The following is a 15994-nucleotide window of genomic DNA, read 5'->3' as shown; positions in this document are numbered from 1 at the left end:
GCGGTGCGAGGCTGCGCTGCTCGCCCACTGGATCCCGGTGCTGGCCGACTCGACGTCGACGGGCCGACGCACGTCGCCTGGGTGGAGCGCCACGCGCCGGGCGTGACCGTGGTCGATGACTGGGACGGCCTTGGGCAGCGCGCCACCGCCAGTAACTCGGTGCGCCAGGAGTCCGCAACCTCGCCAAGACCGCTGACCGGGAACGCAAAGACAAGCCACAAGTGGCGGCGTTCTTCAACGTAATCGAGCGGGGTGTTCCCGCTCTCCACGCTGGATCTTGGACACGGCCGTTGGCTGAAGTAAGTGAGAGCGACGGCCGTATCGCCACCCTCGCGGGAGGAGACCCGGTCCTCAGAGGTGGTCGAGGACTGCCCATCGGACGGGGATTGGAGGGACTTATAGGGACTTATAGGAGAACGCTATACATCCACATAAGTTGCTACACCTGCGCGCATGGAACGCGCACCAGCCCTACCCGCCCGGAGCGGGCTGATCCCGAGCGGCGGGGCGCGCGACCCCATCGGCATCTCCTTTCCTCACGGTGACTCTTCGGATCAGGTTTGGTCCCAGGCGACGTTTTCTACGCCTGGTGGCACAGCGCTCCGCGTCGGAGGACGCCCGGCGGAAGGGAAGCCCGGGGCGGTTGGGAGGGTTCTCGATTGCAGTGCCGTACAGCGAACAGTGCGCTTGTTGTTGCGGGCGCGGAGAGGCTCGCCACCATGCCTGAGCCGGAACGTGTGCTTGTGACCTCCTTCGCGCAGTGCGAGACCGCACTTGTCGATGACGACTGGTCTGTTGCCCAGCGCGGGGTTCGCCGGTAACTGGGTCCGGGGTCCGCGGGTCTCCGGCGAGAGCCCAGCCGGGTCCTAGATCTGGGTGAGGTGCTGCCTCAGCCTGACGCTTGATGCCGACACGGCGATCGGGATCTCGGTGCGTAAAGAGCAGTACGAGTGCCTTCCGGTGCCCCTCGCCGGTCCCGCCAGTGGTCGCTCCCGGGCGCGGTGAGATCGTCGGCCTTCTTGACACCGGCTCCCCATCCGGAACGTGGGTCCATGTGCGCGACAGACCACACCGGGAAGCCGATGGTCTGGGCATGCCCCACAGCCTCTACCGGGCATCCTCATCACCCCCCCCGGCGTTCCGTCCTCCCAAGCCCCGCGTGCTCACCGGCCAACGTCCGGGGCGCGCTCTCCACTCAATACCAGTAGAGGGGCTTCAACGGGATTCGCGAGGTTTCGAAGGGGAGAACCTCAAACGTTTCCTGAACCTGGCTCGAGAGGTAGTGGACGCCAATGTACCGGGCGGGTTTGAGGTAGCGGAATGCTGAGATACCAACAACGCTGGCACCGGGGCTGATCGCAGAGACGCCCCACATATTTCGGGCGGCGGGGGTGGTCATGTCGCCCAAAGATTGACTCTCGTGCTTGGTGCCCGTTGTGTCGTACCGCTCGAGGTAGGCACTGGGGCAGAAGGCGAGGAGGTCGTCAGGGGCCTGCGGGCAGTATCGCCAGCGGGCGTAGGCGAAGAATACGGATCGGTCGCCGTCCGCACGAATGGTCATGTGCGTTACATCGTCGTTGAACTCGTGAAGGTTGATGATCTCGCCGTTTCGGTCAAAGAAGGCGAGTACGCCGCCGTTGTCGACTGTGACGAGGACAGCGGCGGACCCGCCGGAGAGGGCTTCGATGTCCTCGATTCTGCAGTTGTCGGACTTGCCTGCGAGTCCGGCGAGGGTGAAGGCAAGCCGTTTGCCGTTGGCGTGTCGGTATCCGACCTGCACCTCCGCGCACGTCCCGTAGTTGATGTCGGCGTCGACGACCGTGCCGTCCTTGGCGACCTTCGCTAGCGCGTAGTCGCGTTCAGCGATGGGCGATACTTCGCCGCCCGAGGCGGGGTCGTACGTTGCGGGATCGTCGAAGGCGGAATAGGGGATCCGGTAGAGGCTTCTGGTGACACTGTCGCCGTCCCTCATGACTACGAGCGCGTCAGCGGTCGGGGCGAGGTTTGCACTGGGGCCTGCCTCGGGGTGCAGGGTCGCGAGAGTGGTGAGTGTCTTCGGGTGGAGGCGTTGAACGGTTCTGCCGTGGTAGAGGTACAGGTAGCCGTCGGTACCCTCGGTGACTGACTTCTTCTCCCCGCCGGTGGTTCCACCAAGGTCGCGGGTGGCCATGACTCCAGATGGCCCGAATCGATAGATGCGGTCGTGGGATGAAGAGAGTCGGTTGTCCCAGCCGGTGACGATGATGCTGCCGTCACTCATGGATGCGACTGAGGTGACGTGTCTGAGGTCTCTCGTCCCGGGCTCGATTTCCGCTCCCCGAGTGCCGTCCGCGTGAATCCAACGGAAGCCGGTGGCGTCGTCGGTTTGCCACCAGACAAGCCATGCACCCCGCGCCGATGGAGTGGCGACAAAGTACTGGCCGTCTAGGTCGGTGGCGCGGTCGATCGCGAAGGCTGCTGCAGGCGGCTCGGAGGGGATGTCGTTGCCTCCGCCGTCCTCGCTGATGTGAACGGAGAGGCTGGCGTCCTGCCACTTCCCGCCGGTTGTCCGGTACTGGACAGTGACGCGGCTGCTGAACGGTGTGCGGAAGTACCCGGAGGCTTTGCCCCGCCGGGTGAGTTTTAATCCGTCTGGTACCACGGCGTCGGGCGCGAAGCGCCACTCCACTGTGCGGCGCGGTGTCACGTCGGCGGCCAGGGTGTGGTTAATGGGGGTGTGGGTGGACCCATTCATCAGGAGCGACTTCGGCGTGGCTTTCGGGGTATCCCGGATCTTCTTGACGACTTCGGCGGCGACGGCGTTGACCATGGCGCCGTTCTTGTAGTCAGGGCCGGTGTGGATCCGGGCTCCCCCGACCGAGGACACAAGGCCGCTCGCGTTCAACAACTGGGGGCGGAAGTCGCACACCAGGTCAAACTTTCGGCAGACCGACCACGTGACGCCGGCCAGCGGCGCCCCGACGTCTGGCGGCTTCGCGAGAGCCAATACGGCATTGCCGATACCTTCTCGCGACCAGTCAGCGTTGCCCACAAGATGTGTGCGACTGCGCCTCGCGCGGTAGCCGTCCGCGAGCAGCACGATTCCGTCGATGCGGCTGAAAACCGCCCGCATGTTCTTCTGGAGGAGCAGACTCGCAGAGCGGTGCATGACCATGGCGCCCTGGGAATAGCCCACAAGGACGATGCGCTGGTCTCGACACTTGCCCGCATGCTTTTTGAGGAGCCCCACGGTGTGAATCGCCGCAGCCTCGATACCGACGAGGTAGCCCAGCGGGCCCACGAAGGGGCTAGCAATCATGCCGACAGCGTGGGCCGGATAGCCCTTCTTCTTGAGCGGAACGGCCGTCACGGTGCGCGGTACTGGCAGGTCCCCAAGTGCGCGAGCGATCAAGGCGCGCATGTTGTTGACCTGTTGGCCGTAGCCGAGCGCCTGGCCCTCCTTCTGCCCGGACCCACGCGCTCCGAGCAACAACACGTCAGAGCACCCAGAGGGAGGTGCCACCATGGCGTTACTGGCTGCGGCTGGATGCTCCGACACCCGGACGAGGGCGGTGGCTCCCACCGCGGTCATCACAGCCGACAGCACGACGAATGCACGGATACACGACCTAACAGGTTGCGCTCCGCGAAAGGACTCGAGCATCGGCTGTCACTCCCTCGGTCAGGAACTTCTGATCGATTCACGCTCAGGGACACACCTCGGGCTGACGAGACTGGGTGGCTTGACCCATTTCGGTGAGGGCAGTCGGTCGGAGGGTCCCTCGGACGAGCAAGAGCCGGGTGCTACATCACCGCGGCTAGAGCCGCGCACCGGCGGCTGCGGGGAGGAGCGCCCGCGGCACCGGACAGCGACTGAGCGGCATCTCGTTCGTCACGGTGATTTCGGATCAGGTTGGTCCAGGCATGCGACGGTCTCTGCGCACTGGTGGCACAGCGCTCCGCTTCGGAGGAAGCCCGGCGGAAGGGGATCAGGGGGCCGGTTGGGAGGGGGCCCGACTGCACTGCCGCATAGCGAACAGTGCCCTTGCTGTTGCGAGCCTAGGAGAGGGAGGTCGAGTTGGTGCCACCCGCAGAGTGGTGTTCGTCGGGTGGGTAGCCGGCCACATCGCGGTGCTGTACATAGCCGGACTGGCGGTGGGCCGTAGGAAACGGCGAGGAGTTTGAGTGCTTCTGTGCGTGTGGGGCCTGGGTTCATGAGTGCGACTAGTTGGGTCAGCACCTCGGAGACGAGGAGACGGCCTCGAAGTCGGTACCGCAGCCAGTTCGTGTTGCCGCTTCCGGCCTCGAGGTAGCCCGCGCCGATCAGGGTCATCAGCGTGTGCGCTGTGTGGTGGCCCAGGCTGTTAATCGAGAGGACGAAGGGCCCGTTCGGCTGTGAGGGGTGCCCGCTGCGCGGGAACTGGAGCCTTCCGGTTGCCTCCACATGGGCGGCGACCCACGCCAACTCCGCGCTCGTCCGGACCGGAAGGCGACTTGGCGGATGCCGGTCGTTGGGCATAGCGGGACCATAGACCGGTTCCGGGTCGTCTTCGGGTGTCAATCGACTCCGTTTCGGTGTCAATCGGCTCCGGCTTAGAAGCCGCTATTGCTCTCATTGGGCGTCGCGAATGACGATCAAGTGGTGGCGAGGAAGCGGGCGTTGCCCGGCGCTAGAGGTCGCGAGGATGTGTCGTGCGAGCGGGCAACAAGACGAACTGCCCGGGGCGTGTCGTGTTCGCCTCCGGTGTGCCACGCCAGCAGTCAGATGGAGCCTCCCTGGCTCGGGCGACTGGTACTGGCTTTTCGCCCTCGCGCCGCTCGTGGTTGGCCAGGGCCTTGTTCTGCACGGCGATCGGCCCGACGGCACGGACGACCTGGAGGAGTCTTGACCGAGGAACCTGTTAACCAACCTGCTCCAGGCGCTCACGCCGCGGACGGCACGGACGACGTCGATCCGGGAGACGTGACGGCCCCGCTGTCAGCGTTCCTGCATGGTGTCCTGGTAATCCACTTCGATCGTGGTGCTGTGGTCAGGCGTCGGATGTCGCAGTCGGACGCCCGCGCTTTCCTCGCCAAGCAGGACGGCAAGGAGAACAACGACGACGCCACGAGGGCTGCGCACTGGCTCAGGTGGGACGGCGACCGGGTGGTGTTCGCATCGTTCGACCGGCTGGTGGACCAGAACTTCGCCATCAGCCCCGAGGAGCGCCGTCACCTTAAGAGCGCCGGCCACGAGCACGGGATCCTCGACTCACTCGCGCGCCTGTGGGACAGCCGTCCGCACCCAAGCGAGCCGACGTACTCGCCTCGCGCGGTTGCAGTGCTGCAGCAAATCGCCCTCAGCGGCGCGAGCCCCCGAAGGTGGGAGAGGGCCGCGGTTCGGCTAGAAGGTGAAGCGGGCGCCGACCTGGTCGCAGGCGCGTGGGTGGGGGACGCGGCACCGGCTGCGGGGGTGGCACCACCCGACGGTGTTCCGCCGGATCTGGTCGATGGCGACGCGGAAGCGGACGGCCTTGAGAACTCGGATGCCTCGGAGCCTGGCGGGGCCAGTTCAACTGGTCGACCTACGGGCAGCCAGACGGCAGATGCGCCTCCTGGTGGCGTCTCCGAGGATGATGACGCTGCGGATGTCGAAGCGGCGGGGTCGGCGGAGCCGGGGCGAGGAGATGATCCGGGCACGCCAGATGTGGATAGGTAGCCAGGTTCGGTCGTCTCAGCAGCCGAGGTGAGGTGCGCTGATGCGCCAGATCGCCGTCGCAGTTCGGTTTGGGCCCGTAGGGTCGATGGCGCGACTAGCCCGGATCACTCGGCGATCGTGCTGCGAGTTGCGCGACATGGCGAAGCAGGTCCTCGGTGGCCTTCATCAGATCCTCGGCGTCGCGATCGCGGGCACGTACGCCGTGCGCAGACACCGGGCGCTTCAGACCAAGGCCGACCGCACGGGCGGCGCGTCGTGCCCGGTTGGCCGAAGCAGCCAGTTCCCGAAGAGCGCTGTCTTGACTGACCCCATCCCGTTCACCTGCGCGCTCCGATGTCTCTTCGGTCGGGTCGGCGACCTGAGAACTGGTTCGAGATGCACGCTGTAGAGCCTTGCGACGTCGTTCCCAGTCCTGCTTGTGCCGCGGGCACCGTGCCGCGCCTTTCTCGGATTCGGTGTTGACGTAGTTGCAGAAGGCGCACCAGTAGAACCTGCCGCCCCATGGGGCGAGCGCCTTCACGCTGGGTCGTGCCCGCACCCGCAATCGATCCGAGGGCGGGCCGGGGTGGGGCTTGAAGTTGTTGCTGAGATCTGGCTCTACGGGACGGCGTGGTCGCGCCCCAATATCTAGGAGTTCAAACTCGGCAGGGTCGTCGTACCATCGCCCGGGTTCAGGTAGCGCGGACGACGATTGTCCGGCGAGCGGTCCGCTTCCCGCCGCGCTCTTCGTGACGCTTGCGGCGGCGCGGTGCTCGGGCGGATCAGCGTCAACGCTCTCCGCGTCCTCCGCAAACCTGCCGCTGGCGATCAGAACTCCTAGGCAACTTGACCCGCCCTGGAGCGGACCTCTTCCGTCGGTGCCTGCGGCTCCGAAAGCCGAGGCGGGGTTGAGCGCTTCGATGCCGAAGGTGCGTCCGATCGAGGGATCTTGTGCATCCGCGACGTCAAGAGCGCTGCAGCAGTTGGAGACTACGTGCGCTGCGCCGCTATCGCTACCGAACAAGCGGGCCGCGTCGGCGCTAGTCGTGGCAGGGCCACGTCCACGGGACACAACCCCGGCATCGCGATCGGGTGTGCCCTGCGCAGCGGCATCTTCTGCGCGCAACTGCTTGACCGCCTCACTCTTGTCCCCGGTAGTCCCATCTATTAGCGTAGGTTGCAATCGCAGTCGGCCCAAACCGGCCCCGTTTCCCGGTGACACGTCCAGCACGCCGATCCCTTGGACGTGACCACCACCAGTCGCCTCGCCGAGGCCACCCACGCAACGAACACCACGAACCCCACCGAGGGTCCTGCACCGTTAACTCATCGCTTTCCGCGTCGCAGCCATGCGGAGGCCCAGGCGTTTCAGCAGGAACTTCTCAGCCCCGGTGGGCCGTGCGTCGTGGGGGAGACCCCGACGCCCCGGTCCGGGGCGCGGACAGTGCCTCGAAGTGCCGCATCGATCGGAGTCCTCGTGCCAGGAACTGCACTTCCCAGAGAACTGTCCGGATACCGCGCTCAGGACGTCGGTCTGCTCACCCACGCCGTCCTCGCCATCGTCACCCCGGCTCTGCGAACGATCCAGCCGATCGATCTTGTCGAGTACGTGCTCGACGTGGCGGGAAGCCTCGTGAACGGCGAGAACCACAATCGTCGCCGTAGCCTCCAGCAGACCGCTACCGGTTTCGCGTGCCGCTACTTGCGCCGCTTCGCGCCCGCCGAGCCCTGGATCCTGATCGGAGCGGAGTTCCAGACCGGGCAGGGCCGAACCGACCTGGCGTGGCAGCACCCCGAGACCGGAGCCGTCTTCTTCGACGAGATCAAAACCCATAGCGGCAGCATCGAACACCTCAGTAGCAACGTCCTCGACCAGGCACTGCGTCAGGCAGCGGGTGGCTACGCGAAGTTCGGCGACGACTTCAAGGGCGTGCGGGTCATCCCCTTCGGGGCTCTGCATCGCACGACTCTGGTACGAGCGGCCAACGACCGAACCTTGCTGGCGCCGACCCCACAGGGGCCCCTCGACCTTTGGCCGCACCTCAACGAACCGGTCGACCTCTCCCATCTGACCAACGGTGTCAAGGACCGTGCTCTCGCCGCGAAGGTGAAGAGCGGCGAGGTCCACGCCCGTCCCCGGTACAACCCCAGTCACTCCCGCACCCGGCGTTCGCCGGGAATCCGGGCATCCGCCTAGCCGTCGACGCCGACCCCTCCCATCCACCCGAGGACCAAGAACATGGCCATCGCAGATCCGCCGTCCGGCGCTGCCGCACCGTCCCAGTCCACGCCGCTCGCCGATCCCGCCCCGCGCGATGCCTTGGCCGCGACGCGCCCCAACATCAAACGCAACAAGCGGGTGGCAACCGCATCGCAGAAGCGCCGGATGCGCTCCTCCGCCAATCCCGGTCTCGTGCGCCGCCCGCTGTCCCCAGCGGAGCAGGGCGCCCGTGACCTGGCGGCCGCCCGGACACGCCAGATCAGCGCCGGCCTGGCGGCGGAGTCTCGTCGTGTTCGCCGGATCGGTACGTCCCCCGTTGGCATCGCCAACACCGTTCCGGCCGGATACCCGGCTACACCGGTCATTCCGAACGAGGCCAACACCCTCACGATGCCGAAGATCGAGCACGGCGTTGCCCTCCGACCCGCACCAGCAGCACGCGCGGATGCCCCGGCAGTGCTGCGTTCACACTTCCCGATCGACTCCGAACGCACCCAGCAGATCAAGGCCCTCGCCATCATGAAGGTCGACTGCGGCCGAATCCCGGGACGGGAGACGAAGGAGACCGCCGCGGCACTCGGAATCTCCGAAGGGCACTGCCGCCGGATGGTGAAGGAGTTCATCGAGGACGGCTTCGTCCGTGATGCCACGCGCCACCGCGAGAAGATCGCAGTGCCCGACATGATCCGCCTCCAGCAGGCCTACTTCATGGCTAATGGGGACGCCGCGAAGGCATATCGCGACTACCTCGACGTCGACGTGGACATGGGAGGCGCCAGCCTTCGCACCTTCCAGCGGATCGTCAACGAGTGGGCAACACCGTTGCGGGCCGCGGCCAAGCACGGGGTCAAGGGCATGATCGTCGAGCAGGTCTACAACCAGGAAGTCATCCCCTACCGGGCCTACGCCTTCGGAATGGACCACACCCGACTGGCCGTGCGGGTCCTCCCCGATCAGCGTGGCGAAGCCGACTTCCCCTGGCTGACCACGTGCTACGACCTTTATAGCGGCGTCACTCTGGCGTATCGGCTCACCCTCGGCGACCCGAACCATGAGACCGTTCTCGACGTCCTCGCCGAGGCCGTACGGGGCTCCTACACCGCGGACGGCGTCTTCGTCGGAGGCAAACCGGAGTACCTCAGGACCGATCGTGGCGCGGACTTCATCTCCAAGGCCGTCAGCAAGCAACTCCTGAACCTCGACGTGCTGCGCCAACTCACCAAGCCCTACCACTCCTGGCAGAACGGAGCCAAGGAGCGGCACCACCGAGAGATCGACACGAAGTTCGCACCGAACATGCCGGGCTTCAATGCTGGCGGAGCCGACACCTACAGCCGCCGCACCGGGGGCCTGATTCTTCCGGAACGATCCCTGGTCAGGCTCTCCACGCTCGACCGGCGCCTGGGCGAATGGTTCGACGAGCAGAACCGCAACCCACGCAAGTCACGAGGGAACAAGACCCCACACGACCTGTGGCGTGAGAGCGACGCCGAGCACGGCATCCCCGTTGTGCGCGCCTCCCAGGACGAGGTGGTCTACGCGATGTCGCGCCGGGAATCACGCAACCTCCACCACTACGGAGTCGAGGCCCGCAAGAACCGCTACCAAGGCCCGGTCCTGAAGCGGCTACGCGACGCGGGCACGCGGCAAGTAGAACTGCGTTACCACGAGCACGACCTCGACACCGTGGAGATCTTCGTCCACGGAAAGTGGGAAGGCACGGTGCAACGTGCCGCGAAACAAACGCAGGGTCAGAAGGCGGCTCTAGTCGCGATGCGAGACGCCGACACCGAGGCCTACCGCGACCTGATGCGCGCTTCCGACAGTGCCCGCGTGCTGATCGAGCGTCAGCGACAGTCCGCAGAAGGGGTGCCCGAGGCCGACTGGCCAGAGATGCCCTACCCCGAGGAGCCCGACGAGGACTGCGAGGCATCTCTCGCCGAGAGCCTGCTCTCCTCGATCGACTTCAGCGTGGACTTCGACGACCCAGACCACGACCCGATCGAGGACCTCGCCACCGGACATCGCGTGAACCCGACCACCGGCGAGATCACCGCCTGACGACGGCGAAGCCTCCAACTACGCCCGCCTCGACACCCATAGACCAGGAGAACCCATCCCATGACCACCTCTCTGACCCCACCGGCAGGGTCGCTTCGGGAGCCGAGCGCGGAAGCCATCGGCCTTACGTCCGGCAACAACGCCGCGAAGCGCACCACGCTGCCAGTACCGCCGTCGCGCTATGTGCCCACCGCCGACGTGAACGCGGTCCGGTTCGCGCTCCGCACCACAATCCGCACCGGGCACATCTCACTCATTGACGGCCCGCGCGGCGTCGGCAAGACCACCGCCATCGTCGAAGCCGTGCGGCTCCACAAGACAGCGCACCCGATCTATGCCAACCTGATCGACACCCGCACCCCACGAGACGCAATGCGCCAGATCTGGGAAGCCGCCACCGGGGAACCCGCCGCTCCGCGGGCAACCGCCGCCGACATCCGCGACGACCTCACCAGCGAGATCCGGCACCGTGACGCGGTACTCGTCACCGACGACGTGCACAACCTCACCGTCCCTGCGATGCGGATCATCCTTGCCCTTTGGAACCGCACCCACGACGCCACCGGCAAGGGCCTACCCACCATCCTCGTCGGCAACGGCCTCGCCAAGAAGGTCGGCGCCACCGTCCCAGAACTGGTCTCCCGAGCAGCAGTCACCGTCAACGTCGGCAAGATGCCCGACAAGGACCTGATGGCGTTTCTCCTCCGCCTCGAACCCGGCATCGAAGGCACGAACCCGCGCGTGTTTCAGGATGTCAACCGGCTGCATCTCAAGGGTCGCATCCGCAAGTGGATCCAGTTCTTCGATCTCATCAAGGACCTACGCAACCAGCAGACCCTCAACGGGCCGATCGATTCCCTCGAGGTCCGCCACACGATCGCCTTCATGCCGGTCATCGACGAGAAGAACGACAACTGATGACCACCGCAACGATGCTTCCCCCATCGATGGACCGACTCGTCTGCGAGGGGCATCCGCTAGCAATCGTCGAGGCGCCCGCTGACCTCCCGTCCACTGCGCTTCGCAGGCTTCGGGCTCACGATCTGTCGGCGATCACCCTCGTCGACGGGCCTGACCTAGACACTCCGGCCCAGATTGCGAAAGCCCTCCTGGCCGCTCTGGGCAAGCGCAACGACGTACGCGGAGTCCTCAAGAGCGAATCTTCTGAAATCGGGCTGGTGGCCACCTGGCTCACCGCTCACCAAACCAGACTCGTCACTGTCACCGCCGCCCAACACATGAGTGCCAAGGCGCTCCAAACACTTGCCGACATGGTGACCCCTACGTCCGCAACGCTCCTGCTCGCCGTCGACAACGGCTACCGCGACGACCTCTTGGGGCGAAGCCAACACCTCGCACCCGTGACGACCAGTTGGCCCGAGGATATCGAGGCGGCCGACGCCGACACTGCGTCCGTCCCGACGAGCGCGACCACGGCTCCAACCTGGCAACTTCCCGTGAGCGTCTACTGGACCTTCCTCGCCGACTGTCGACGACAGATGCTGCCCGAGGCCTATCGCCAGGTGCACCTGCTCTACCTCGACGCCTACCTGCGAGTTCGAGACTGGTTGCAGCAGACACAGCCCGTCAACGCCGAGATCTCAAAGGCGGAGGCATGCGACTGCCTGCACGGGCTCATCGTCGAGCAGCCTCGGTTCGAACACGTCCAAGTCGTCACCCGCGCCGCACAGGCCGCCTTCCACGCCCGCGGTTGGTACCTCGGCCTCGATGAGCGAGCGCTCCGCCACGGGCTACTCCGCTTCCCGCCCAATCACCTCGACGCATCCCTGTTCGTCGCGCTGCGCGGGCTGAAGGCAACCTCACGCGCCGCAGAAACCGCCCTCTACATGGCGGGGGCCACGATCAGCGACATCGCCAAGGTGACAATCGACGACCTCTCACAATGGCGACACAACCCAGCGCGCTGCGTCGCCGGAATCGACGTGCCCCATACCGCGAGCCCCTACTTACGCGCTCACCTCATCCACCGCATGCCCGATGGCCTGTCGCCTCACGACGCCGCGTTTCCCGCCGAGCGACGTATCGCCAACGACATCAACCAGGCCGCCGCGGATCTCGGCCTCAACCTCGGCGAGGCCAACCTCATCTCCGACAAGTCTGCGGCCGACCGACGAGTGCCTCACGACACCGTCGTGCTCGAAAGGCTGTTCACCCATGTCTGAGCGACGAACGTACGCCCGCCCGGCGCTCCAAGAACTCAGTCAGTCGCGCTTGCGACGCATCCGCATGCAACGCGAGGTCTCCTCTCGCCACGTCGCACTTGAGTCCGGCGTGGGCGTGCCCGTCTATCGCCGACTCGAAGATGGCGATAACCCGGACCTGTCCACAATCTCGGTGGCTTCACTGGTGCGCGTAGCGGACTGCCTTCGCGTATCCATCGGCGACTTCTTCGAGCCATCGCTCAACGCCGAAGGCGAAGGCGCGACAGAGACAGGAAGCGACCCCGCCGCGCGGGACACCGACGCCGCAACGCTCGGGGCACTCCTCCAGGCCCTCCAGACACAAGCCTCCGCGGTCGCCCTCGCCGACAGCCTTAATTGGACCCAGGAACGACTGCAGTCCGCAACCCGCCAACTTGACGAAGCCCTAGCCCCGGCCGGACTGCTCGTGTTCCAGGAATCGGGCCGAGTTCAGATCCGTGCCCGCGACGAGGCGCACCAGGAAGCCGAGACGCGGTTCCGTCAACACCCGCGGGCGACTAGGTCGCAGCGATTGGACAGCCGACGACGAGCCAGCCTGATCGCCCAGGCACACAAGTCTCCGATCGGCCCCAACTTCCGGATCCCCGCCACAACCTCCGAGGTCAACCTCCTCCTCGGACTCGGGGTATTAGTCGACAGCGGTTCCGGCTTCGCCCCGAGCGGCGACGTCACCTACTCCCTCTACCCGGCCGCCCTCGACGACACCCCAGCAGGACTTCCCACGTCGCCCCTGAACTGACGCATGACGACCCGGTCGGGGTGTGACGCAGGGGTGCCGCCAGGCGCGACTCGCCCACATCTCAAGGCGTCAGACCGGGAGGCCACCGCGGGGGACCCCGGCAGCCCCCGAGCAACCGCCGCCGACATCCGCGACGGGCCGAATCGCCCAGACGTACTTCGATCGGGGAAGTGAACCGGGCGGTTCTCGGGCCATCGGGGATCGGAGCACCGGCTGTACCTCTCGTGTGGGACCCCGCCACTGGGCCGGGCGCCAACACTTGGCAGGGGGCGTGCTCCCGGGCAGTGACGGGTCCCGCGATGGTTTCACCCGGGTGCTCCGCCTCCGCCAGCCGCAGAGTTCCGCGGCGCAGGGGCCGCGCCGCCGATACTCTATGGCTATGTCTTCGCTTGACCCGGAAGTTCCAGTAGTCATCACGATTCGTTTGACGGAAAACGGCGAAGTCGACGAACTCTTGTCATTGAGGCACCCGCGGGATCCAAATCCATACTCGATCGGGCTTCTGGACACGCCTAGTAATCGAGAGATCGCTGCCACTCGAACCGACAATGTGCCCCTGCTCTCGCCCGCGGAACTTGTGCACGCTGCGGTCGAGCACTGGGAGATGGAGTGCCCAGGGATGCGGCCGTTCGACAAGGGAGAACTCGAACGCCCCGTCTCCCTGGCAGAAGTCGGCGGCAGCCCACACTCGGCGCTCGACCTCTTGACCGAGTTGCGGCCCCGCTACTGCGCCATCGACCCGCAGCCATCCAGCCGGCCATAGCGCGCGGAGCCAATCGGAGCATGGCGCGGATTAGAGCGGCGATTCCGCTCAAGCGATAGTCGTTGTTCTTCAGCGTCGGTGCATCGCAGGGAGTTCCCTGCGATGCATGGTCGGCGCGACCCGCGATGCCCTCGTCAACATCAACGACCCCGGGGCCGTCGACCAACGTTTCCGTCCTGAAGATGCTCGCGCTCAGCCCTGTTGCGCGTCGTCGCGTCGTCGCGCGCGTGCCTCGGCCCAGACCGCTGCGAGGTTCACCGGAGGGTCGGGGACACGGCGGGGAAAGCACTCACCGAATCGCAACACCTCGACGAACTCCTGTGAGATCGCCAGTGGCGGGGTAGTCCCACCCGTACCCGTGGCGTCCGGCTCTTGCTTGTCCATGGGACCTCTCCCATCGCCATGTCCAGGACGACAACTTGACGCAGGAGGCAAGGGTAGTCGCACTCGCGCAGATCGGGACTGCGTCGGTCGCGCTCTACGGGAGGGCAAGCCTGCTGCTGGGCGGGCGTGCTCTCACGGGGCGGATCATTCGAAACAGCCATCGCGAAAGACGTGGAGAACTCATGATGGCCGGATGAACATGGGCCCTGCTCCGCACCGGGTGTTGGCAGCCGTACGGCACCGCATGGATGTGTCCATCCCGCCAGGCGTCGACTTGCCTAGAGGTAGGTCCAGTCTCCGTGGACAAGAACTTGCCGAGTGGCTAGGCGACGTCATTCAACTGCTCCAGCGGCGTTGGGATTGCGAGGTCAGCAGGTTCTCCCGTACGGCAATCGTCATGGAACTCGCGCTGGGTGTCTCAGAGTTCTTGGACAAGGTCCCGCCGGTTGGATCGTCGATCCCGCCGCCGATGTCGAAGCGCCGAGTGCCCATCCCCCCGGGTGCGTACCGCGTGAATGCGCGGCATGCCCTTGAGCGAGCAGTCACCCTGGACCGGTTCGGCACCAAAACCCTCAGCGTGCGGAAGCGGGATCTCCTCATTGAGCAGTTCAGCACCATCGCGCACCTGCAATTGCTCGAAGAGATCGCTCGACGAGAAGACGAACGCCCTCGGACCGATCCTGGCTGGCTTGGCGCGCTCGAAGCAGCGACCAACAATCGCGTCGTGCACATCGACTACGTCCCGGGAGCGTTTGACCTGGTCAAGCATCTGACCCACGCCCAGGTCTTTCGGCGCGATTACGACGAGGGGGACCTTGAAATCTACGCCTCCATCGCGGACGCGATCAAGGACGGTGGGGCGACGGGTGATCCGACATTCGATGCGCTCTCCGAGGCGATGAAGGTTGCCACCGGATTCTCGCTTATCGAACTCATATCCGTTTTTGGCGAGTTAAGGAACGCGGTTGGCGACGTCGAAGTCGGTCGGTGTCGATACGTTGACCTACGCGACCACATCCATCGGGTTGCGTCGAACTATGGCGCTAACTTCGTCGACCCCTTCGACTACCTCATGTTCCAAAGTGACTCGGTGGCCTTGACCGACCTAAAGCCGGGCGCGCTCCGCTGGCAGCCCGTTCGCCTTACTACCCACCCCATCGTGCGTTCCGGCGATTGGGTATTCGTCATCCGAGACCTAATGTTCCAAGCGGTCATCCACTATGTGACGAGCCTCCTGATCGCGGACTGGCCCGCGACCAGCAAACATCGCAAGGAAACAATCCCGGCCTTCGAGGAGGCGCTCAGGGCTGCGAAGGCGCAGCGCGGCAAGCGATTCGAAGAGCAGATCGCTGCCCGACTCGATTCGGCCGGAGTTCCCAACGCCTCCATCAATCACAAGGCGCGGTGTGGACAAACGACGATGCGACGGGAGATCGACCACCTTGCTGTGGACGTGCATCGCAAGATCCTCTGGATCCTCGAAGACAAGGATCTCGTCCACGAAGGAACTTTACTGTCGATTCGTTCCACGCTCGACGAATTCCTTCAGCCGAAGGGGTATCTGTCCAAGTTGCTCATGAGCGTTGAAGACGTCGCGGTTGACCCTCATGCCGTGGCGGACCACGTCCTTCGCCTGAGCGGTCACGCTTCGGTGGCTGGACCTTGGGATGTGCGCGCAGCCTTTGTTATCCGCGACCTGGGTCCGATGGCTCACGTCGTTGGACTCCCAGTCGATGTCGTCTCGGCCCGAGGCGTTGCGGAACGTGTCCTCACCGGCTGATGCCGACCGCTGGGGTCTGCCCCCAGTACGGAGCCGCGCGGGCCAGTAGTCGAGTCGGGACATGATGCCGCGACCGCCTTCGGGAGCGGGTGTCGATCTGCGCCCGCACGAGTTGGTCCGTGCTTCCTTGCGGCTGGTGCGCTGGTGCGCTGGTGCGCTGGTGCAGCC

Annotated in this window: 10 protein-coding genes; 8 read left to right on the top strand and 2 right to left on the bottom strand. The window is 65.6% G+C overall.

The window, feature by feature from the left end:
* Positions 1-1195: 1195 nt before the first annotated feature.
* Positions 1196-3562: a cutinase family protein gene (locus HBO46_RS17410; protein ID WP_166133949.1), complete on the bottom strand. Its 2367-nt coding sequence runs from the start codon at positions 3560-3562 to the stop codon at positions 1196-1198.
* Positions 3563-4864: 1302 nt separating this feature from the next.
* On the opposite strand from HBO46_RS17410, the gene HBO46_RS17405 reads away from it, so the two are divergent.
* Positions 4865-5677 carry a hypothetical protein gene (locus HBO46_RS17405; protein WP_166133947.1) on the top strand — a complete coding sequence of 271 codons (813 nt, stop codon included), beginning with the start codon at positions 4865-4867 and terminating at the stop codon, positions 5675-5677.
* A 94-nt stretch (positions 5678-5771) separates the two neighbouring features.
* Here the strand turns inward: HBO46_RS17405 and HBO46_RS17400 are convergent, their stop codons facing one another.
* On the bottom strand, positions 5772-6197 hold the full coding sequence (locus tag HBO46_RS17400) for a hypothetical protein (protein WP_166133945.1): 426 nt from the start codon (positions 6195-6197) through the stop codon (positions 5772-5774).
* Between the two features lie 705 nt (positions 6198-6902).
* Here HBO46_RS17400 and HBO46_RS17395 point away from each other — a divergent pair.
* From HBO46_RS17395 to HBO46_RS17365, 7 genes are all read left to right on the top strand, one after another.
* Entirely contained in the window at positions 6903-7853 is a 951-nt protein-coding gene (locus tag HBO46_RS17395) for a hypothetical protein (protein WP_166133943.1), read from the top strand.
* Positions 7854-7895: 42 nt separating this feature from the next.
* Positions 7896-9938 (top strand): Mu transposase C-terminal domain-containing protein, encoded by a 2043-nt coding sequence (locus HBO46_RS17390; RefSeq protein ID WP_166133941.1) that lies wholly within the window; start codon positions 7896-7898, stop codon positions 9936-9938.
* 60 nt (positions 9939-9998) lie between these two features.
* Positions 9999-10856, top strand: coding sequence for an ATP-binding protein (locus HBO46_RS17385; protein WP_166133939.1), 858 nt, complete (start codon positions 9999-10001; stop codon positions 10854-10856).
* Complete coding sequence (locus HBO46_RS17380) at positions 10856-12121, top strand: hypothetical protein (RefSeq protein ID WP_166133937.1); 1266 nt, start codon at positions 10856-10858, stop codon at positions 12119-12121. The genes HBO46_RS17385 and HBO46_RS17380 overlap by 1 nt, the downstream gene beginning before the upstream one ends.
* Positions 12114-12899, top strand: coding sequence for a helix-turn-helix domain-containing protein (locus HBO46_RS17375; RefSeq protein ID WP_166133935.1), 786 nt, complete (start codon positions 12114-12116; stop codon positions 12897-12899). Before HBO46_RS17380 ends, HBO46_RS17375 begins: the two co-directional genes overlap by 8 nt.
* A gap of 379 nt (positions 12900-13278) precedes the next feature.
* Positions 13279-13662 (top strand): hypothetical protein, encoded by a 384-nt coding sequence (locus HBO46_RS17370; RefSeq protein WP_166133933.1) that lies wholly within the window; start codon positions 13279-13281, stop codon positions 13660-13662.
* Positions 13663-14443: 781 nt separating this feature from the next.
* A complete protein-coding gene (locus HBO46_RS17365) occupies positions 14444-15826 on the top strand; it encodes a hypothetical protein (RefSeq protein ID WP_166133931.1) in 1383 nt (460 codons plus the stop codon).
* Positions 15827-15994 lie beyond the last annotated feature (168 nt).

Origin of the sequence: Nocardioides ochotonae (genome assembly GCF_011420305.2) — a bacterium.
In the GTDB taxonomy this organism is placed as follows: Bacteria; Actinomycetota; Actinomycetes; order Propionibacteriales; family Nocardioidaceae; genus Nocardioides; species Nocardioides ochotonae.
Note: the sequence above shows the minus strand (reverse complement) of the source record. Positions and strands in the feature narration are given on the sequence as shown.